Annotated in this window: 20 protein-coding genes, 1 tRNA gene and 1 pseudogene; 21 read left to right on the top strand and 1 reads right to left on the bottom strand. The window is 45.7% G+C overall.

The annotated features are described in order from the left end of the window. Window positions 1-2: 2 nt before the first annotated feature. Window positions 3-695 (bottom strand): hypothetical protein, encoded by a 693-nt coding sequence (locus EIH25_RS11910; RefSeq protein WP_124101252.1) that lies wholly within the window; start codon window positions 693-695, stop codon window positions 3-5. Window positions 696-1,082: 387 nt separating this feature from the next. Here EIH25_RS11910 and EIH25_RS11915 point away from each other — a divergent pair. From EIH25_RS11915 to EIH25_RS12015, 21 genes and pseudogenes are all read left to right on the top strand, one after another. After that, window positions 1,083-1,167, top strand: a tRNA-Leu gene (locus tag EIH25_RS11915). A gap of 356 nt (window positions 1,168-1,523) precedes the next feature. Then, on the top strand, window positions 1,524-2,552 hold the full coding sequence (locus EIH25_RS11920; protein ID WP_124101253.1) for a DUF6329 domain-containing protein: 1,029 nt from the start codon (window positions 1,524-1,526) through the stop codon (window positions 2,550-2,552). Window positions 2,553-2,591: 39 nt separating this feature from the next. Next, on the top strand, window positions 2,592-3,617 hold the full coding sequence (locus tag EIH25_RS11925; protein WP_243113165.1) for an amidoligase family protein: 1,026 nt from the start codon (window positions 2,592-2,594) through the stop codon (window positions 3,615-3,617). Window positions 3,618-3,629: 12 nt separating this feature from the next. Next, window positions 3,630-4,106 carry a gamma-glutamylcyclotransferase family protein gene (locus EIH25_RS11930; protein WP_124101254.1) on the top strand — a complete coding sequence of 159 codons (477 nt, stop codon included), beginning with the start codon at window positions 3,630-3,632 and terminating at the stop codon, window positions 4,104-4,106. Window positions 4,107-4,108: 2 nt separating this feature from the next. Next, window positions 4,109-4,369: a hypothetical protein gene (locus tag EIH25_RS11935; RefSeq protein ID WP_124101255.1), complete on the top strand. Its 261-nt coding sequence runs from the start codon at window positions 4,109-4,111 to the stop codon at window positions 4,367-4,369. Window positions 4,370-4,417: 48 nt separating this feature from the next. After that, entirely contained in the window at window positions 4,418-4,693 is a 276-nt protein-coding gene (locus EIH25_RS11940; protein WP_124101256.1) for a DUF4314 domain-containing protein, read from the top strand. A 62-nt stretch (window positions 4,694-4,755) separates the two neighbouring features. Continuing rightward, complete coding sequence (gene dcm, locus EIH25_RS11945) at window positions 4,756-6,000, top strand: DNA (cytosine-5-)-methyltransferase (protein WP_124101257.1); 1,245 nt, start codon at window positions 4,756-4,758, stop codon at window positions 5,998-6,000. Continuing rightward, window positions 5,975-6,751, top strand: a complete 777-nt coding sequence (locus EIH25_RS11950; protein WP_164489237.1) for a phage antirepressor KilAC domain-containing protein — start codon at window positions 5,975-5,977, stop codon at window positions 6,749-6,751. Before dcm ends, EIH25_RS11950 begins: the two co-directional genes overlap by 26 nt. Further along, window positions 6,751-7,080 (top strand): annotated as a pseudogene (locus tag EIH25_RS11955) (hypothetical protein); the annotation flags it as partial. The gene EIH25_RS11950 and the pseudogene EIH25_RS11955, both read left to right, overlap by 1 nt. Before the next feature lie 133 nt (window positions 7,081-7,213). Next, the gene (locus tag EIH25_RS11960; RefSeq protein WP_124101260.1) at window positions 7,214-8,089 is read left to right on the top strand and encodes an LPD28 domain-containing protein; all 876 of its coding nucleotides are present in this window, start codon (window positions 7,214-7,216) and stop codon (window positions 8,087-8,089) included. Beyond that, window positions 8,089-8,229 carry a DUF3789 domain-containing protein gene (locus tag EIH25_RS11965; protein WP_124100690.1) on the top strand — a complete coding sequence of 47 codons (141 nt, stop codon included), beginning with the start codon at window positions 8,089-8,091 and terminating at the stop codon, window positions 8,227-8,229. Before EIH25_RS11960 ends, EIH25_RS11965 begins: the two co-directional genes overlap by 1 nt. A gap of 172 nt (window positions 8,230-8,401) precedes the next feature. Continuing rightward, a complete protein-coding gene (locus tag EIH25_RS11970) occupies window positions 8,402-9,223 on the top strand; it encodes a DNA adenine methylase (protein ID WP_124101350.1) in 822 nt (273 codons plus the stop codon). Next, a complete protein-coding gene (locus EIH25_RS11975; RefSeq protein ID WP_124101261.1) occupies window positions 9,220-9,471 on the top strand; it encodes a hypothetical protein in 252 nt (83 codons plus the stop codon). The genes EIH25_RS11970 and EIH25_RS11975 overlap by 4 nt, the downstream gene beginning before the upstream one ends. A gap of 18 nt (window positions 9,472-9,489) precedes the next feature. Continuing rightward, window positions 9,490-10,872 (top strand): DUF3849 domain-containing protein, encoded by a 1,383-nt coding sequence (locus tag EIH25_RS11980; RefSeq protein ID WP_124101262.1) that lies wholly within the window; start codon window positions 9,490-9,492, stop codon window positions 10,870-10,872. 188 nt (window positions 10,873-11,060) lie between these two features. After that, complete coding sequence (locus tag EIH25_RS11985) at window positions 11,061-11,867, top strand: hypothetical protein (RefSeq protein ID WP_124101263.1); 807 nt, start codon at window positions 11,061-11,063, stop codon at window positions 11,865-11,867. A 74-nt stretch (window positions 11,868-11,941) separates the two neighbouring features. Next, window positions 11,942-15,886 carry a SpaA isopeptide-forming pilin-related protein gene (locus tag EIH25_RS11990; RefSeq protein ID WP_124101264.1) on the top strand — a complete coding sequence of 1,315 codons (3,945 nt, stop codon included), beginning with the start codon at window positions 11,942-11,944 and terminating at the stop codon, window positions 15,884-15,886. Between the two features lie 5 nt (window positions 15,887-15,891). Further along, the gene (locus EIH25_RS11995; RefSeq protein ID WP_124101265.1) at window positions 15,892-16,668 is read left to right on the top strand and encodes a class B sortase; all 777 of its coding nucleotides are present in this window, start codon (window positions 15,892-15,894) and stop codon (window positions 16,666-16,668) included. A gap of 1 nt (window position 16,669) precedes the next feature. Continuing rightward, window positions 16,670-17,209: a hypothetical protein gene (locus tag EIH25_RS12000; RefSeq protein ID WP_124101266.1), complete on the top strand. Its 540-nt coding sequence runs from the start codon at window positions 16,670-16,672 to the stop codon at window positions 17,207-17,209. Between the two features lie 11 nt (window positions 17,210-17,220). Further along, a complete protein-coding gene (locus tag EIH25_RS12005) occupies window positions 17,221-17,553 on the top strand; it encodes a DUF3852 domain-containing protein (RefSeq protein ID WP_124100697.1) in 333 nt (110 codons plus the stop codon). Window positions 17,554-17,675: 122 nt separating this feature from the next. Continuing rightward, window positions 17,676-17,918, top strand: coding sequence for a hypothetical protein (locus EIH25_RS12010; protein WP_124101267.1), 243 nt, complete (start codon window positions 17,676-17,678; stop codon window positions 17,916-17,918). A 358-nt stretch (window positions 17,919-18,276) separates the two neighbouring features. Further along, window positions 18,277-19,677, top strand: a complete 1,401-nt coding sequence (locus EIH25_RS12015) for a DUF3991 and toprim domain-containing protein (protein ID WP_124101268.1) — start codon at window positions 18,277-18,279, stop codon at window positions 19,675-19,677. The last annotated feature ends 3 nt before the right edge of the window (window positions 19,678-19,680 follow it).

A 19,680-nucleotide genomic window follows, 5' to 3' on the forward strand; every position in this document is an offset into this window, starting at 1 on the left:
CCTTATTCTTTTCTCGGGTCAACGATCTTAACGGCGTCTGCCACTCTGCCGTACTGACCCTTAGCCTTCTCAAACGCGGTGTTCGCATCGTCGCCGGCCTTGATAAAATCCATCATCTTTCCGAAGTTTACAAACTGATAGCCGATAATTTCGTCGTCCTCGTTGAGAGCAAGACCGGTAACATAACCGTCGGTCATTTCAAGGTAACGGGGTCCTTTAGCCAGAGTACCGTACATAGTTCCAACCTGTGAGCGGAGTCCCTTGCCGAGGTCCTCAAGACCTGCGCCGACAACAAGACCGTCCTCAGAAAAGGCGCTCTGTGAACGTCCGTAAACGATCTGGAGGAAAAGTTCTCTCATAGCGGTGTTGATAGCGTCGCATACAAGGTCTGTATTAAGAGCTTCAAGAATAGTTCTTCCCGGAAGGATCTCGCTTGCCATAGCGGCGGAGTGAGTCATACCGGAGCAGCCGATAGTTTCAACAAGACATTCCTGAATCACGCCTTCTTTAACGTTAAGAGTAAGCTTGCAAGTACCCTGCTGAGGCGCGCACCAGCCCACGCCGTGTGTAAAGCCTGAAATATCCTTGATTTCCTTAGCTTTCACCCATTTTGCTTCCTCCGGAATGGGAGCAGCGCCGTGAGCAACGCCCTGAGCGATAGGGCACATTGTTTCAACTTCATGTGAATAGATCATTCAAAATACTCCTCTCAATAATATGATGTATTTTACATACGAATATATTATATAACATTTCCCTGTTTATTTCAAGCGGTTTGCGCAAAAATATATTCTTTTTTTACATTTTTGAACCTTTAAGACCCGTAAAGGACTAAAACCGCCGCATATCGGGATCATTCCGCTGTTCGGCGCGGATCGTTTATTTGGTAAAGCAAAATTGTTCTTCTGATATTGACTTTTACCTGAGCGTATGATATAATAGCTATTGTGACGTGAATAAAATTTACGCGGGTGTGGCGGAATTGGCAGCCGCGATAGATTTCGTTTGCGTTACTACAGTGGAAAAATAAATTGTAAAAACTGCGACTGTCAACAGTTTAATTTTGACAGAAAAATTAATGTGCGGGTGTGGTGAAATTGGCAGACACGTTAGATTTAGGTTCTAATGCCCTATGGTGTGCAGGTTCAAGTCCTGTCACCCGCACCATATAGCACTGACAAAATAGATGAAAGTGCCAAAAAGCCCGTAGTTACGGGCTTTTTTGATACCCAAACGTCGAAAAAAAGAAGTTAAAAACCATAGATGAAAAAAGCCGAAAAACACCGTCTGAAAGGATTCGAACTCACGACATTTAAATATTTCAGAAGATTGAGGCATATTTGAGAAAGATAATATCAGATATGCTCTTTGTAAATATAAAAAATAGTATACAAATTTTCAAGGACCGTTTTGTCTGATATCACGAAAGTGATGTTAAACAAAGCGGTCTTTTTTTATGCCCTGAAGGAGGCGACAGCAAAAGGCATATAGAAACCGCAAATAAATATAACGGAGGAATAAGAATGAAAAGACTGCATTTTAACAGTACGCTCAATCACAAGAGGGACGGTTACAATACCTATTATGTCAGCGTGGAAAAGGTCGTTACGCTTTACGGCAACGAATTTTTAAGGCTGAAAAACGATACCCTTGACGATAATTACTGGATCGCCAGGTATCATAATCTGATGCGCATTGACATAAACGACATTGCCCATTGCGTTCTTTTTGTTGACAGCGAAAGCGGCGACGGAATTCTTGTCGATTCCGAGGGCGCAAAATACGCCAGAAAGTCGCAGTTCATTCCCAACGCAAGAGCATTGATCGAAAACAACGAGCTGACCGAGGCTGAAAGGAGAATACACGAAAGGCTTAAGGAGATCGCAGCGGATATCGCCGAAAAGACGCACTGCGGAGAAAGCCGTTTTGAGCCTGAAGAGGTCCTGACGGAAATAATAACCGACGATCTCAGAAGCAATATCATGCAGGCAGTCATAGAAATGCTCCGTGAAAGAGACGATATTCTGTCCGCGGAGATGATCGGACAGTCTGTTAAGGCGGAAGCCAAGCCGACGCATTCTCTGAAGCTTTACTGTCCGCTGGTAGTTATTAATGAGGATTGCGACAAGATTTCCTGTGAATTCGCCGTCGGCTGTGCGGACGAGATCAATGAATTCATTCAGGAGTTTTCATTACCGGAGGAAGAACGCCGCGGACTTATGGCGTACTATGACAAAGAAACGTCCGTATGCGAAAAGGTCTATTCAGCGTTTCCGTCCGTCAGAGAGGTAAACGGAGAGCTTATGGGAATTTTTGATTGTCAGATTTCCGGAGAGCTTACGGACAGCGAGCTTGAAGAGCTGCGAGGTTATCTTAAAGGTCAGGCAAGCGACGGCTGGGGCGAAGGTCTGGAGCAGCGTGAGATTGAAACCGGAAAACTGGGTAATATTTGCGTCAGCTTCTTTAATAACGGAGCAAGCTGGTCGCTGCAGACAGAGGAGGAAATGGAAATCAGCCGGAATGAAGAACCAGAAATGAATCTTAAAATGTAAAGGGAAAGCGGTCTTTTTGCGGATAAGGGAGGTGAAAATTTGTCAGGAAATTTTAACGGTATCAAAAGACGGAATTTCGGAATCGAAATAGAAATGACGGGACTGACCAGATGTCAGGCTGCAAAAGCGGCGGCAAAGACGCTCGGCGGACAGGTATCCCATAACGGAGGGTTTTACGATAAATATTCCGTAAGCGACAGCAAGGGCAGAAGCTGGTCGTTCGTATCGGACGGCAGTATTATCTGCAAAAACCGAAACGGCGAGGCGGCTTCCAGAGCCTACAGCGTGGAGCTGAATTCTCCTGTGCTGGAGTATGATGATATACCTCTGCTGCAGGAGGTGATCAGGGCTCTGCGGCATGCCGGAGGAATTACCGGACCCGCATATAAATGCGGAACGCATATCCATATCTCAGCGGACGATTACACGCCCCGGCAGCTTAGAAATCTTGTAAATATCTTCTCAAGCAAGGAGGATTACCTGTGGGAAGCATTGCAGGTCTCGTCAGTCCGAGAGTGGTACTGCAAGAAAATCGACAGAAGTTTTGTGGAAAAACTAAATAAACGAAAGCCGGATACGATCGAGGAAATAAAAATGCTGTGGTATAACGGAAATATGTCGGAGGAGCATACCTATTACTCAGAAACAAGGTATCGGGCGCTCAATCTTCATAGCTACTTTCAGCACGGTCATTATGAGATCAGATGCTGCAACGCAAGCCTTCATGCCGGAGAGATCAGAAGCCAGATAGTCCTGGCTCTGGCAATAAGCAACGCGGCGGTTACAAGAAAGTTCTGCTCCCCTAAAGTAAGCGTCAGCGACAATATGCGTTACAGCTTTCGGGTGTGGCTTCTGAATCTCGGACTCATAGGGGACGAATTCAAAAACTGCCGCGCTCACCTGTTAAAGCGCCTTGCCGGAGATATAGCGTGGAGGCATCCGGAGGACGGTATAGCCGCAAGGGAAAGGCTTCGTCAGAAGCGTAGCGCTGAAAATGAGCAGAGCTGTGATGAAGAACCGGAGCAGTCGGAAAGCGAAGGCGAGGAATTTGAAATTGCAATGTAGAAAGGAGCTCTTATGGAACAAAAACAATTGTATATAGCCTACGGCTCAAATATCAATCCTGAACAGATGGCGTATAGATGTCCCCATTCCAAAGCCGTAGGAACGTCAGTGATCAAGGATCATGAATTGGAATTCAGAAGCTACGCCACTATCGTGCCGAAAAAGGGCGCGAGCGTTCCCGTTGTGATCTGGGAGCTTGAAGAAAGCGATATTACCGCTCTGAACCGATACGAAGGCTATCCCCGGCAGTACAGACAGGAAAAAATGACGTTTGAGCTTGGCGGCAAAAAATACGAGGGCATGGCGTATCTTATGAATAACGGAGAGATATCTCCTCCTGCCCGGCAGTATTACGATATTATACTGCAGGGCTACAGAGAAAACGATCTTGACGAAAGCTGTTTGCAGACCGCTCTGGAAAACTCGATTCAGCATGAAATTGACGAGAATTTGAACGATGACTTTCAGATGACTATAGGAGGCGGCTGAATATGCAGTATAAGGGCTATTATGTAAAAATAACTCCCGACCAAAGCCTGATAAGGGAAGCTGAAAGCGGTACGGAGATTCTGTGCGAAGGGTTCAGGATCGAGGTTTTCACAGACGGATCGGAAAAAGAAAAGCTGGACGAATTTTCTGCGGCTGTGAATTATGAGCTGCTTGAAAACAGTATGCGGGAGGCGGAGCAGTTTGCAAAGGACTGTATTGAATGCGATATGAAGGAATATTACAGGAATATTGAAGGGTCGTGATACCAATGGACTAATGTACTATAAAAAAAGAAACTATACGGAGGAAATATGATGATATATGATCAGAACAAGGTTGAAATGCTCAGACAGAGATACCCTGAAGGCACAAGGATCTGCCTTGACAGCATGGAAAACGATCCGCACCCGATTCCGTCAGGCGCTGTGGGAACGGTAAAAGCAGTGGATGACGCGGGTAATATTCTAATGAAATGGGATAACGGACGTTCCCTTTCGCTGATACCCGGCGAGGACTGTTTTCATAAAATTCAGCAGGAAGAAACGGAGAGTCTGTCCGAGGAAGCCGAAATGGATATGTCAATGTAACGGTTAAGTTTAAAAAAGACTTAGCCGTTTTTTTATTACGAAAAAGAAGGGATTGGTGATAAATGATAAAATATTTTGAAGCGTTTGCGGGAATCGGAGCTTTCCGCTCGGCATTTGAAAAGACAGGCGGGTTTGAGTGCGTCGGATGGTGCGAAATCGATCGGTTTGCGCGGAAAGCCTACAGAACGCTGTATGACACAAAGGAAGAAATTTTTTATGAGGACATCACAAAAATCGATTACGGAGGTATGCCGGATTTTGATCTGCTCGTCGGCGGACCGTGCTGCCAGTCCTTCAGCGTCGCGGGGCGCAGAAAAGCTTTTGAGGACGATCGGGGAAACCTCTTTTTCAACTATATTCAAATCCTTGAAGCCAAGCGCCCCCGTTACTTTATCGCTGAAAATGTACCCAATCTGCTTGGTATATCGCAGGGGGAATGTTTCAGAATCATCCTTGAAAAGATTTCTGAACTGGGGTATAGTATGTGCTGGCGAGTGCTTAACTCTGCCGGATTCGGGATACCGCAGTCAAGAAGAAGGCTGTTCCTTGTCGGATATCTTGGAAACAGATGTCCCGCCAAAGTATTGGCTTTCGGAGGAAATGATGAGGAAAATTGCGAAAAAGGAAAACCTGAACAGCTGATAGGCGGCAGTCAGGGATCAAGAGTGTATTTAACAAACGGCACAGCAGTGACCCAGTGCAGCGGTTCGGGCGGTCTTGGAGGTAAGACAGGGCTGTATTTTATCGACATGAATCCCGATCCTCAAATGACAGATACCGCGAGATGTATAACCGCACGTCAGAACAGCGGAGTATCTCACCATAGAGGAGAGCATTCCGCTGTTTTCTGCGATCTGAACGAAAATCCTCAGATTACAGAGAATGCAAGATGTCTGCATACAAGAATGGATTTGGGAGTAACAAACGGAGCTCATAAGGGGGAAAGATCGGGAGTGCTTGAAGAAGCTCCGAGAGCGATTCTGAACCCATTCAAGGAAACTACACGTCAGAACGGCAGACGGATAAAAAATCCCAATGAACCTATGTTTACGCTGACCGTGACAGACCGCCACGGAATTATCCACAAAGGCAGGATTCGCCGGCTTATGCCTGTTGAGTGCTGGAAATTGCAGGGCTTCACAACCGAGCAGTTCCGCAAGGTTGAGGCTGTCGGTATGTCCGACGCGCAGCTCTACAAACAGGCAGGAAATTCAATTACGGTAAATGTGGTTGAAGCTATCGCGAGAAATTTACTGGAATTTGACGAGGAGGAAAACGCAAATGGAAAATATGATCAGGATTTTTGAAAACGAAGAATTCGGCAAAGTGAGAACGGTTATTAAAGACGGCGAGCCTTGGTTTGTGGGGAAAGATGTTGCGGAATGCCTTGGATATTCTAAGCCAAGAAATGCGATTAACGCTCATGTTGACAACGAAGATAAGGCACTCGCCCCGATTCAGGGCGGGTGTTCTACGGGTACTCAGAATACGCTGATAATTAACGAAAGCGGACTTTACAGTCTGATACTTTTAAGCAAGCTTCCGAGAGCAAAAGAGTTTAAGCGTTGGGTCACAGCCACGATTTTACCAACTTTGAGGAGAACAGGCGGCTACGTTTCCAACGAGGATATGTTCATCGAAAACTACCTCCCATTCCTCGATGAGCCATATCAGAATCTTTTCCGCTTACAGATGATAGCGATAAATCAGCTCAACAAGCATATCCGGCATGACAAACCGCTGGTGGAGTTTGCAAATCAGGTTTCAAATACCGATAATCTCATCGATATGAACGAAATGGCAAAGCTTGCGAGAGCCGAAAGAATTTCTATTGGCAGAAACAGGCTGTACGCCGTTCTCAGAGGAATGGGCATCCTTATGACCGACAATCTCCCCTATCAGAAATATATAGACAGAGGATATTTTAAAGTGAAGGAGTCGGTTTTTAAAACCTCCGCAATGACAAAAACCTATCGGCAGACCTACGTCACAGGCAAGGGTCAGTTGTTTGTCATAGGTCTGCTGAAAAAATATTATGGGAAGGAGTTTTTGCATTAATGGAAATCAAGAGCGTATCTTTACACGATCTGAGAAAAATGAACGACAGCGAGGGGCTTGTTCTGCAGGGCTGCGGCGGCGACCTGAAAGAATGGGTCGACGGCATAAACGATATGTTAACGGAAAGCGGAATATTGCAGAATGAAAGTCGATTTGAAAAGGTATATAGCTTTAATAACGGAAATCTTACCTGTCTGCTGTTTCCGTTTGACGACGTTCAGCTTAATGTCGGCAGGCTTGCAATGTGGAGATTGCAGACTCACGAGCAGTTCGGCGGCACATGGCTTTCCGATTATGTTCCTAACAGGCTTGGCGGCTTTGTTTCAGAAAATGAACAAACCGAAGATTTCAAAATGGAGATGATGTAATGGCGTATTTATTTACAGAAATGCTGACAGGCGGTGTTTTAGGAACAACAGCCATGCCGCTAAGTGAAAAACATATGCGTAAAGGAGAAAGCGAATGCCAAATCATGTGACGAACGTAATCAAATTAAACGGAGACAGAAAGCAGATTAGTGAGCTTTTGGAGCAAATCCAAAGCGATGAGCTCGGGCTTGGAACTATTGATTTTGAGAAGATAATTCCTATGCCTGAAAATATCTACCGCGGCAACCTCGGTCGGGAGGAAACGAAGCTCTACGGCAAAAACAACTGGTACGACTGGCGTATAGCAAACTGGGGTACGAAGTGGTCAGCCTATGGCTATGAGAAAGACTGTGATTACTCAAATGACGAAGAACTGCGGTTTCTGACCGCCTGGGCAGCTCCCCATCCTGTAATTCAGCGACTATCGGAGATGTTTCCCGAAATCGAAATTATTCATGAATGGGCTGACGAGGACATCGGCATGAACTGCGGCAGATACGCGTATTACGACGGAGAACGCTATGAAGAATACTATCCCGAAAGCGAAAAGGAGCGGCTTGAATTCGCGGCAAGGGTTATGGACGTTGACCTTGAAATTAATTACGGTCTGTATCTCAACGCTTCTGAAACAGGATACGTCAATATCGATAACGCCGACGAATATGAGCGTATAGAACTATTCGGACAGACTGCGCTGTTTACCAACGACAGAATAACAGACGCGGATATTCCCAAAGGAACGTATTGCTACGATTTAAGGCAGTCGGACGGTGGGGAGCGTTTCTGTTCCATTGAAAAAAGGGTCGCGGTAAATCGCGGCGGTTCGGTCGTAACCAAAGAGCCGCTTGATCTGGGAGAAAAGGGATTCATACCTCTGACCGAGGATACGGAGCCGAACTTTATGGGCGAAATCGTTACGTTCGCCGATTTTATCGAACAAACTCAAGAGCTTGGAATGGAGATGAAATAATGCTGAATTTATTCATAGGTCTGGCGATAGGAGGAACAGCGGGGCTTACTGTCGGATGCCTTCTGGTATCGGCAAAAAACGCCGACAGAGAAATCGAAAGACTTAACAAAGAATTAAATAACCTTAAAAATGACATATGATTTTTAAATCAAAACAAAAGGCGCGGATTGAAAAGTATGCGATAGCGTAAATTGCGCCGTCCGCGCGAGGACAAGTCGTTTTGCCAATGACAGAAAAGATTCTGTAATTAGCAAAACGGCTTAACTTCTGTCATTGGCGTTAACGGCGGATAGGAGTAAAATGGACAGTTTCATGTCGTGGGTAGGCGGCAAAAAAGCGCTGAGGGACGAGATTCTCTCAAGGTTTCCGCTTTACTATGAGAAATATATCGAGGTTTTCGGAGGGGCAGGCTGGGTACTGTTTCATAAACCGCCGGGCATGGATTTCGAGGTCTGGAACGACTATAACTCAAACCTTGCAAATCTGTACCGCTGCGTCAGGGATAAACCGAATAAGCTCAAATACAAGCTCAGGTACGTCCTTAATTCCCGCGAGGACTTTAATTGGATCGCGGCTCTTCATAAGAAAGGACTGTTCGGCAGATTCCGCGACGCTGACAGGGCGGCTAAGTTCTATCAGCTGATACGGTACAGCTATGCAAGCGGTCTTGACAGCTTCGGCAGTCAGCCTCATTCCATGTGGGCGGATTTTCCGCAGATAGATATGGCGGCGAGAAGATTGCAGAAGGTTGTGATCGAGAATAAGGATTTTGAAGGGCTGATAAGGCATTACGACCGCCAAATCAGCTTTTTTTACTGCGATCCCCCGTACTTTTCCACGGAGAACTACTACAAGGACGTGGGCTTTAAAAAGGAGGATCATATCAGGCTCAGAGATACGCTTCTGAAAATCAAGGGAAAGTTTTTGGTATCGTATAACGACTGCCCTGAAATCAGGAAGCTGTGGGACGGACCGGGCATATATATTGAGGAAATATCAAGGCTTAACAATCTTGCTCAAAGGTACGAAGGCGGCTGTATGTACAGCGAGCTGTTTATCTCAAACTATAGGCAAACGGAAAGAAACGCGCTTCAGCTTTCAATGTTTGACGAAAATACGGGAGGTTTTAAATGAGAAAAATATTAATGACGCAGGCGATGACTGAAAACGGAATATCAAGATTTGACGGTCTCTATGATGAGAATGGGTTTCCCGTGACGGCGGAGCTTGAAAAGAACGAGGACGGAGTCGTTTTCACCCTGCTTCACAAAGAGCTTACGGAGGCGGAAAAGCAGGCGGTCTGCGATGAATACGATGACTGCGCCGGCTGTCCCATCCGCGGTATATGCGCGAAGGACCTAGGCTCGGACAATTTGTTTTAAAGAAAGGACGGATAAATTATGAGATTTCTGTACAGAAAATCCTATGAAGAGGCAAAAATATGCGAGGAAACCGAACTATGGCGGGAAAGCCGTATAGAAAATATACGCTGCTGCAAGGAGATTGACAAAGCGGTTTCCGAAAGCTTCGACGGATACAGCTTAAGCGATTCGGGAGCGGAGAGCGTAATTGCAAGATTCGGATACGACCGCGCCATGTGGGTCCTTGCGGCAAGTATCAGAAACAACGCTAACGACGGCAGGTTCTCGGAGGATAATAAGGCGTGGGCGAAGTCTGTGATTCCAAGCCATATATCTCAAAAAGAAACGATAGAATACTGCTCGGACTGTCACCCTGCCGTGCTTAACGGCTTTACCGAGCAGGTCCGTGAAAAATATGCCCGGTTAGGGCTTCTCGGCAGCAAGCAATGCGTTCATTCAGATGAACCGCAGGACTATACGAATAAGCTGATGATAATAAAGCCGGAGCTTCTGACAGAGGAATACAGAAAGCCGGAATACCAGTATTTCTACGCCGCTGACGGCTGCGGATGCGATCCGGAAAAACCCGGCGGACTGGTGTTCGGTAACTATCTCATCGACGGGGACAGAGCTTCTTTGCGCCGCGGGGAATTCATAGGCATCGCGGACAGAGAGCAGCTTCCGAAGTGGGCGGTGAAACGGCTCGAGTATATGGAGGCTCCGCAGATGAAGATAAGGATATTTCAGATAGACCATGAAAAGGACGAAAACAAGCTTGCGTTTATGGACTACGATTACACACAATCGCACGGAGGTGTAAAGGCTGAAAACTACCGTCAGGTATACGGCGGTACCGTAAACTGCGGAAATCTTGAAGAAGTCTTTGCGCTTTGCAATTCGGATAAATTGCCGCCCGGCTACTGCGGAGAAGCCATGTCGGTAAGCAATGTGATAGAGGTCTGCGGCGGAAAGGACATGGGCTTTTACTTCTGCGACAGCGTGGGCTTCAGACCGATAGACTTTGATATATTACGGACAGATCATCTGGATATGATGAGAATAGTCGTCGCGGAGGCTGTAAAAGCGCCCTATGTCGCTGAGATCAGACGCGAGCTTCAGGCAATGCAGTCAGTGGTGGGAGGGCGTATTGAACCGATATATTTCGAGCCTGACAACGACGCGGTCGCATGGTGCAACGAAGAATTTCTGCTTTATGATTATGAACCCAACAGAGTCATAGGCGGAGTCCTTGTTCGCGGTACGCTGTATATTTCAGGCAACGAGCTTACAAACGACGGCTGGGACAGCCGCTCTTTGACCTCCCCCCAGATCGTCAAATACCTTGCGGCTCTGGCACAGCCCGTATTAGAGCTGGAGGAATCGCCTTCCCTGCAGGAGGACGGCTTGACGATCATTATGTAAAGATGTTGACAAATACCAATAATTATGGTATTTTTTAAACGTAAGCTTTTATTGGTTATGCTGTAAAAACCCTTGCTCGGTTTGTCTGACAGGTAGAATTTTTCCGTAAACGGTAGATATCCGCGCGGCAGTGTGGTATGCTGGATTTAACAGCAAAGGCTGAAATATATACACGGGGTGTGACAATTATGAAAAGGACATTGGCGGTATTGATAATATGCGGACTTGCGCTGTCAGGCTGCGGAAAAACAGAAACGGGCGGAGCTGAGCTTCGGGCGGGAAAAACCGAATCGGCTTCGGCTGCCTCAACGGTAACGACCGCGCCCGTGTCAACGGCTTCGTCGGTTAAGACGACAACTGCCGTAAAAACAACAGAATCGCCGAAAACAACGGTAAAAACCACGTCTGCAAGTACGGCGAAAAGTACGGAAAAGAAAAGCGGTACCAAAAAGAGCAGCAAGAAGGCCGACGTAACTACCCAAGCGCCGCAGTACGGCAACGAACAGGATAATAACGGCAATTATCAAACGGGAGAAAATAACGGCGGTCAAACTCAGCCGCAAAGTCAGAATACGACAGCTTCGCGGAAAACCGAGAAGCCAAGTCAAACTCAGAAAAAAAACACAACTGCAAAGAAAACCGAAAAGCCAAAGCCAAAACCGACAGAAGCCCCTGAGCCGCAGGGACTTTCACAGGCAGATATATCAGAGATAAACGGATATATCAAACAGGCTGCTAAGTCTTACGGTATGGCAGGAACTAATATATTAAGCGGATACGTTGATGTATGGAGTGAATATTCGTTTAATCCTCCGATTAGCACCGCTATATGCAGCTCGGTATCTTCAATAAAAAACAGCATTGACCATGATATCAAAGCAATATATGATGAATGGGCGGGCGATATGTCACAGGAAGAAATTTCTCAGTATCTCTATTTAAATGTTTATTGGGAAAAGGACGGAGATAAATATTGGATATATTTAATGTGGTAAAATGAAATAAAATAAGCGTAAAGACCGATGGTAAAAACATCGGTCTTTTTTATGTTAAAGAAAGGAAATCGTATATGAAGAATGTATTGAAAAAAGGAATATCGATTTTATCGGTAATCGCGATCATATTGACCATGCTTCCCGCGGCGTTCACAGCGTTTGCGGCGGAAACAAAAGTGCAGATAGAAAACGCCGACGCGCTTGCTACAAAAAAGGATATAACCATAGGCGAAGGATATACGGTCCGCGCCGAAGATTACTGGTGTATGATACACACAGCCGACAGCATGAGGGCTGTATACTGCCTTGAACCGGGCAAATCTGTTGCAAGCGGAGATGGATATACCGAAGATGAAACAAATAAATATTTGGAAAGCGTATCAAATAAAGAGCTTGATTCAAATGATATACGAAGCTTGATAGGCAGAGTTTTTCTTTATGCATATACAGGTAAACTTGATACGTTAGAATCATATTACCGTTACACGGCAACACAGCTTTTGGTGTGGGAGGTTTTAGTAGGTCAAAGAGATGTTGACTTTAACAGAATAAGCAACGGCTATACCTCTGTTGAAAAGCTTCTTGATAATTTCCAAAGCGACTATGCCGCTCAGATAGTAAGCGGTTACTATTACGAGTATGAGTCTGCAATAAAGAATCATTCAAAATCTGTTTCATTCGGCAGCCGTTCCAAAGCGGCGGCTCAGATTACGGCGGTCAAATCAGATTCTGACGGAACATATACTTTTACCGATAAAAACAATGTTCTATCAGACTTTGACGCGGCAGTCACAGACGGCTCCGTTATATCAAAATCGGGAAACGCTTTGAAAATAAAGGCGGACAGCGGAAAGACCGCTGTGGTTACTCTGACTCAGAATAACGTTAAGGAATCGGGAGAGCTGACCGGATTCCTGACGCTTACAAGCGATTCAAAGCAGACGTTAGCGGAGCTAAAAGCCGATCCTAGAAAATACTACGCGGCGGTCAAGGGCGTAGAAAACGGAACGCTTGAAATTATCAAGACCTCCGAGGACGGTATAGTAGCGGATATTGAATTTATCGTCTTAGGAAACGGAAAAACGTATAAGGTAAAAACGGACAGGAACGGTAAAATAAATATACCCGATCTTGCGGCGGGAGAATATCCCTTAACCGAGGTCGTCCCTGCCCGTTATGAAAAACAGCAGACGAAAAAGGTTACGGTTTCGGCGGGCAAAACAGCTTCCGTTTCATTCTCCAATACGTTAAAGACAGGAGCTATAAAAATAAACAAGCAGTCGGAGGACGGAGAAAACGGCGGCAGGACCTTTACGATTTCCGGCGGCGGCAAAACCTATACTGTTACCACCAACGGCGAGGGTACGGCAGTTCTTTCCGATATTCCCGTATATGATAAGGATAATAAAAAGATCGCTTATACCATTTCCGAGAAAAACGTACCCGTTAAATATGTTGTTCCGGCAGACCAGACAGCGACCTTGACAGCCGACGCGACAGTTTCAAAAACATTTAAAAACGCTCTTAAGAAATTTACCGCCGAGGTAATAAAAAAGGATTCCGAGAACGGCGATCCACAGGGCAATGCAAGCCTTGCGGGAGCGGTCTACGGACTGTACAGGGACGGAGAACTGATCAATACCTATACTACCGACGAAAAGGGATATTTCAAAACAAGGGAATATGTCTGCGGAAATTATACTATTCAGGAAATAAGCCCGTCGGAGGGGTACAGGCTTGATCCGACTGTCTATTCAATCGGTGCAGAAGCTGAAAATTACACCATTGAAAGCAATCATATTTCAGTAAATGTAACCGAAGATGTTATCAAAGGCAAAATCTCAATTATCAAGCATTCTGACGATGGCACAACACAAATTGAAACTCCCGAAGCAGGAGCGGAATTCGAGGTTTACCTTAAATCGTCAGGAAGCTATGAAAGCGCAAAGGATTCTGAAAGAGATTATCTTGTATGCGATGAAAACGGCTTTGCAGCTACAAAAACGCTGCCCTACGGGACATATACGGTTCATCAGACCAAGGGCTGGGAAAACACAGAATGGATAGAGGATTTTGACGTAATTATCAGCGAAAACGAAAAGGAATATTTCTACCTGATCAACGACGCCGTGCTGACCTCCTACGTCAGGATCGTAAAAAAGGACGCTGAAACAGGCAATCTGATCCCCGTTTCGGGTATCGGCTTTAAGGTTTGGGACTGTAAAAATTCCCGTTATGTTGAACAGAAAATAAACTATCCGACGGAAATGATCCTTGACGTATTCTATACTGACGAAAGCGGAACGTTAACGCTCCCAAACGAGCTTGTATACGGAGATTACGAGCTTCATGAGGTACAGACGGCGGAGGGATATTTTCTCGGCAGTGAAGCCGTTCCCTTTACGGTCGACGGTAAGGAAGAGGTTATAACGGTTGAAAAATTCAACAAGGCTCAAAAGGGAAAAATCAGCGTTCAGAAAACAGGAGATACCTTTGCAAGCGCGGCAGTTTCATCATCTGCATATACAGATGAAAACGGAAATGCTATAGAAAACCTTACGACCTACACTCCGATATTTTCAGACGGAAAGCTTTCCGGCGCGGTATTTCAGATAATTGCAGGCGAGGACATAATAACGGCCGACGGAACGGTAAGAGCAAACGCAGGCGACATTGTAGCTGAAATCGCAACAGATGAAAACGGCTATGCTGAAACCGATCCGCTCTATCTCGGAAAGTATGAAATAAAGGAAATTCAGGCTCCCGACGGATATGTTCTTAACGGCGAATCGCAATTTATCGAGCTTACCTATGCGGGACAGGAAGTCGAGATAAGAGATACGGTAAACGCGGAATTTTTCAATGAATATCAGGGCGTAGAAATAACGCTTTCCAAGCTTATGGAACAGGACGGGCTGTTTAATATCGGCAATTCAGACGAGTATACAAACGTCCGCTTCGGACTGTTTGCCGCAGAGGCTCTGACCGCCGCCGACGGTACGGTTATTCCTGCCGACGGACTGATTTCTGAAATCAGCCTTGATGAGAATATGACCGCAAAATTTGACGTTCAGCTTCCGTTCGGAAAATATTACGTTCAGGAAATCGGCACAGACGAGCATTACGTCCTGAACGGCGAAAAATACCTTGTAACATTTGAATATCAGGGACAGGATATTCAGACGGTTTCAATCGACTGCGGAACATTTGAGAATCGCCTTAAGCGTGGAAAAATAGAAGGTATCAAGACAAACGAAAGCGGCGACCCTCTTGAAAACGCTCTGTTCGGTCTGTTTGCAATGGACTGCACAGAATTTACGGAAGAAAATGCGTTAATGACAGCCAAGTCGGACGACAAGGGCTGTTTTTCTTTTGCCGACATTCCATTTGGCGAGTATGTTATCAGAGAACTTTCAGCGCCCGACGGATATATTTTAAGCGATGAAAGCTATCCTGTGACAATTTCAAAAAATGATGAGATTATCAGAATCGAAATTGAAAACAAGCCTGTTACTGTGGAAATATCCAAGCGGGACGCGGACGGAAACGAGCTTAAAGGCGCGCAAATGCAGCTGCTGGATGATAAGGGAACAGTTGTGGACGAATGGACTTCCGACGGAACTAATCATATTGTCGCAAAGCTTTCCGCCGGAAAATATATTCTGAAAGAAACCGCCGCTCCGGAGGGATATATTTTGGCGACGGATATTTGCTTTGAAGTCCTTAATGACGGTACGGTCACGGTTGACGGCGCTGAAACGACCGCCGTATCTGAAAACGGCAATCCGCTGATCGTTATGATTGACGAGGCTGAACAGAAAGAGATACCGCAGGATACTCCTCATACCGGCGACAGCCGAAGCAATACCGCCGCATGGCTTATGATAGCCGGAGGACTGTTAAGTCTTTGCGCTATGCTCGTAAGCTGTAAAATACGAAAAAGAAAAGAGCTTGAGAGAATAAGGACGGAAGAAATAAGGAAAGCGTCGGAGTGTCCCGACTTTATTGACAAGGACTGAGCTTTATGAAGAAAACTAAAATAATGAGAACGGCGGCAGCTATTACAGCTGCCGTTTTAATTTCGGGAGGCGTATATTTAATGTTTCGCAACGATCTTGCCCAGAAGCTGAGTTACAGAAGGCTTAAGCCCTTTATGCCCGACATTGCCGTGTTTGACGAGCGTATGCCCGATCGTGAGGAAATAACTGACGAGCCTGACAATTCCGCGCGTTTGCCGGAGGATAAAAAGCGGGAGCTGACAGAACAGGTTCGTGAGGTTTGCCGCAATTTTGACGGTTCCATAGGCTGGCTGTATATTCCTGATACGGGCATAAACTATCCCGTCATGTATTCGGGAGATAACGATTATTACCTTCACAGGTCGTATGACGGCGGCTATTTGTATTCGGGGTCCGTTTTTCTTGACGGCAGATGCGCGCGGGAGCTTTCAGACGGAATAAATATTCTCTACGGTCACAATATGCGTAACGGCTCTATGTTTGCAGATGTAATTAATTTTACGGACGAGAGCTATTTTGAAGCTCGCGCCGTCGGCTGGCTGACTGTTTCGGACAGCGTGTACCGAATTGACTTTTTCTCGCTTTCACAGCCGGAATGCTACAGCGGCTTTTACGACGTGACAAAAGATATATCCGTCTGGCTTGACGGTCTGAAAGAAAACTCTTTTATTTGGAAAAATATCGGCGTATCTGAAAAAGATAAGTTTATTTCACTGTCCACCTGTACCGGAGCGGAGGGAACCTCCAGAACTGTGCTGACGGGAAAGCTTACAGAGGTATGACATGAGCAGAAAAGAAAAAAAGACGGACTATGCTTCAGAGCTTGAGAAATCCTTTAAACGCTGGGAGTATTTAAAGGAACACGGCGGCTCCGATCCGTCTTATTCAGACGGAGTCAATATGAATCTTGTAAGAAATCATATTCTGTATTTCAAGCATAAAATTGAAAGCGGTATGTCTGAAAAGGATTATCCTCAGATATATTTTTGCAAGACGCCGCCGGAAACAGATCGGGACTATATGGCGAGAGCCGATGAAATACGGGGAAACGCAAGAAGTTCTCTGGAGATCATGGAACAGGATGAGAATCTGCTGTATCTCCGTGAAAGGATCAGGGAACTGTCCGACCGCCAGATAAAAGATATGAATATTTTAGTTGTAATTAATTACCCGAAAGCTCTGCATACTGCAATAGCTGAAGACGATCTCATAACGATGCGCAGATTTGAAAATACAGACAATTACCTTGAAAGCTTCAGACGGACCGCTGAAAAAGCGGCTATGGCAGAACCGGAAGAAAATCTGCAGCTTTCAATGTTCTGAATGGAGGAAAAATGAAAAAGAAGAAAATAACCGCGCTTTTAATTTCCGTATGCCTGCTGACTGTATTCTGCTGTATAACGGCATACGCCGACGGAGATGTCGCAGGCGCTGTGCAGAGTACATGGTACTCTGCAAAAAGTCAGATAAAATCGATCGTTAACAACGTCGTATTCCCTGTGATAGACGTAGTTCTGGCAATTCTGCTCTTTGCCAAGCTTTCTTTGGCGTACATGGACTACCGCAAGCACGGTCAGTTCGAATGGACGGCTCCGGCAATAATTTTCGGCTGTCTGCTGTTTTCACTGACCGCTCCGCTTTACGTCTGGTCTATCGTCGGAATGTAAAAATGAAGGGAAAAGGTATAGCCGATATGCAATAAAAGCGGGAAAAAATGCCGCGGAAGATTGTTGGGTTATGATATAGCTATTTGGCGGATAGTGTGGTATTGTAGTGTCGGAGGTGAAAAATGGAGATCAGAAAAATATATGAGAGCTTTGCCGAGGACCTGGACATACCGCTGCGGGACAGCAGCGAATATAACCTTAAATATAATGAGCTGTCCAGGCTGATAAAACAGGTATCCGACAAGGAGCTGGCTAAAAAGCTGGAGGACGGAGTGCAGGAGTTAAGCGAAGCGGTATCGTCTGTATCGTCCGAGGCCGGAATAAAGCTCGGAGCGCAGTTGATAATTACGCTGCTAAAGGATTGACGATCGGAGGTGAAAGGGGTGGATATATCAGACGAGCTGTACGATAAATTTACACAGGAACTGGACCGGTCGCTGTACTTAAGCTCCGAGTACGGCGACATCATAGACAGATTCAATAAGCTGTTTGATAAGTACGCTGATAAGGAAGGCGCTCAGAAATTAGACGAGTTGATCGGAGAGTTTGGAACAGTCGTAGCAAAAAACATCGGAATATCTGCAATGAAGCTCGGAGCAAAGCTTATAGTCTCTCTTCGGAGCAAAGCTTATAGTCTCTCTGCTGAGATGAACGCGTGTAAAGAAAATCAAAAAATAAGGAAAGGCAGCCGCAGGGCTGCTTTTCTTTTTCAGGAGGTGGAAAATGCCGTATATCCCATTTACAGAAGAACAAAAAATTGCCGCGAACAGCGTAGATTTAGCCGATTTTCTGAGGCTGAGAGGAGAAAAGCTGGAATCGGCGGGGCGGGAACACAAGCTCGTTTACTACGACGGCAGCGGCAAGCACGACAGTATTACTATAAACGGATCAAGATGGTTCGACCATAAAAATCAGGTGGGCGGCGGAGCCGTAAGGTTCATGCGGTATTTTTACGGTATGGATTTTCAGACCGCGGTTCAAGAGCTGTTAGGTCGCACGGTTACTCCCCTGTCCCACAGTCCGCCTAAAGCGGCTGTGCGGGAGGAAAAACCGAAAGAATTCAAATTGCCCGAAGCAAACGGCAATATGCACAGAGTGTTCGCCTACCTCATAAAACAGCGGTTTATTGCTCCTGACATTATCTCGTACTTTGCAAAGCGGCATACGCTTTATGAGGATAAGGAGCATCACAACGCCGTTTTTGTAGGGATTGATGAAAAGGGAGTTCCACGGCAGGCAAGCAAGCGTTCAACTAATTCTTACGGCAAAAGTTTTAGAATAACCTGCGAGGGTTCAGACACAAAGTACAGCTTTTCCCACTTTGGCGAGTCGGAAAAGCTGTTTGTGTTTGAAGCTCCGATCGATATGTTAAGCTATCTTACTTTGAATCCCGAAAACTGGCAGCAGCACTCATATATTGCAATGAACGGTGTTTATGAAAATGCCGTTTTAACGGCGTTAAAGAATCATACAAACCTCAATGAAATCATTCTTTGCGTAGATAACGATGAAGGAGGAATCGAAGCTGTTGATAGGTTAAAAGACATTCTTGGGGATAACGGATATACCGATGTAAAACGGCTTGCGCCAAAGTTCAAGGACTGGAACGAGGATTTGAAAGCGCAAAATGGTGCAGAACCGCTTCCTGCCGTGCCTCATAAGCGAAAGGAAAAATATCTGCGGCAGGCTGAGAATTTAGAGTATCTGAAATGCCGTCCGGATAAGCTGATCTCACGGATCTATGCGACATTCAAAAACGGACAATACAAGTATCTGGCTGAGTATGCTTTGGCAGGCTCGGCTTTTTTTATTGGGAAAAACAGCGAAAATTTGATGTTTGAAAAGTTAAAATTCAAGCTGAAAGATGAGTATAAACCCTATACCGACAAGGGCAAAAAAGCCGCTAAACAAAGAAATCTGCATGACTGTGTTAAGGCGGTAATGAAAGACTTACGGCAGACAGCCCGTACCCGTGAGCAGTCGGTACAGACTGCAAAATTGCTGTATCAGCTTGCGGACTGCGCGGTACGCTGTGAAACGGAACAGGAAATGTCCGCTCCTGTGATCTCGCAGGAAGAAGCGCAGGAAGAAATATCCGAGGCGATAAGCTTCGGGTTCGGATAGGAG

Source organism: Ruminococcus sp. Marseille-P6503, from assembly GCF_900604945.1.
In the GTDB taxonomy this organism is placed as follows: domain Bacteria; phylum Bacillota; class Clostridia; order Oscillospirales; family Ruminococcaceae; genus FB2012.

Excerpts from the sequence above, each read along its gene's own strand:
- EIH25_RS11910 (WP_124101252.1), bottom strand. The coding sequence starts at position 695 with ATGATCTATTCACATGAAGTTGAAACAATGTGCCCTATCGCTCAGGGC.
- EIH25_RS11920 (WP_124101253.1), top strand. The coding sequence starts at position 1,524 with ATGAAAAGACTGCATTTTAACAGTACGCTCAATCACAAGAGGGACGGT.
- EIH25_RS11930 (WP_124101254.1), top strand. The coding sequence starts at position 3,630 with ATGGAACAAAAACAATTGTATATAGCCTACGGCTCAAATATCAATCCT.
- EIH25_RS11935 (WP_124101255.1), top strand. The coding sequence starts at position 4,109 with ATGCAGTATAAGGGCTATTATGTAAAAATAACTCCCGACCAAAGCCTG.
- EIH25_RS11940 (WP_124101256.1), top strand. The coding sequence starts at position 4,418 with ATGATGATATATGATCAGAACAAGGTTGAAATGCTCAGACAGAGATAC.
- dcm (WP_124101257.1), top strand. The coding sequence starts at position 4,756 with ATGATAAAATATTTTGAAGCGTTTGCGGGAATCGGAGCTTTCCGCTCG.
- EIH25_RS11950 (WP_164489237.1), top strand. The coding sequence starts at position 5,975 with ATGGAAAATATGATCAGGATTTTTGAAAACGAAGAATTCGGCAAAGTG.
- EIH25_RS11960 (WP_124101260.1), top strand. The coding sequence starts at position 7,214 with ATGCCAAATCATGTGACGAACGTAATCAAATTAAACGGAGACAGAAAG.
- EIH25_RS11965 (WP_124100690.1), top strand. The coding sequence starts at position 8,089 with ATGCTGAATTTATTCATAGGTCTGGCGATAGGAGGAACAGCGGGGCTT.
- EIH25_RS11970 (WP_124101350.1), top strand. The coding sequence starts at position 8,402 with ATGTCGTGGGTAGGCGGCAAAAAAGCGCTGAGGGACGAGATTCTCTCA.
- EIH25_RS11975 (WP_124101261.1), top strand. The coding sequence starts at position 9,220 with ATGAGAAAAATATTAATGACGCAGGCGATGACTGAAAACGGAATATCA.
- EIH25_RS11980 (WP_124101262.1), top strand. The coding sequence starts at position 9,490 with ATGAGATTTCTGTACAGAAAATCCTATGAAGAGGCAAAAATATGCGAG.
- EIH25_RS11985 (WP_124101263.1), top strand. The coding sequence starts at position 11,061 with ATGAAAAGGACATTGGCGGTATTGATAATATGCGGACTTGCGCTGTCA.
- EIH25_RS11990 (WP_124101264.1), top strand. The coding sequence starts at position 11,942 with ATGAAGAATGTATTGAAAAAAGGAATATCGATTTTATCGGTAATCGCG.
- EIH25_RS11995 (WP_124101265.1), top strand. The coding sequence starts at position 15,892 with ATGAAGAAAACTAAAATAATGAGAACGGCGGCAGCTATTACAGCTGCC.
- EIH25_RS12000 (WP_124101266.1), top strand. The coding sequence starts at position 16,670 with ATGAGCAGAAAAGAAAAAAAGACGGACTATGCTTCAGAGCTTGAGAAA.
- EIH25_RS12005 (WP_124100697.1), top strand. The coding sequence starts at position 17,221 with ATGAAAAAGAAGAAAATAACCGCGCTTTTAATTTCCGTATGCCTGCTG.
- EIH25_RS12010 (WP_124101267.1), top strand. The coding sequence starts at position 17,676 with ATGGAGATCAGAAAAATATATGAGAGCTTTGCCGAGGACCTGGACATA.
- EIH25_RS12015 (WP_124101268.1), top strand. The coding sequence starts at position 18,277 with ATGCCGTATATCCCATTTACAGAAGAACAAAAAATTGCCGCGAACAGC.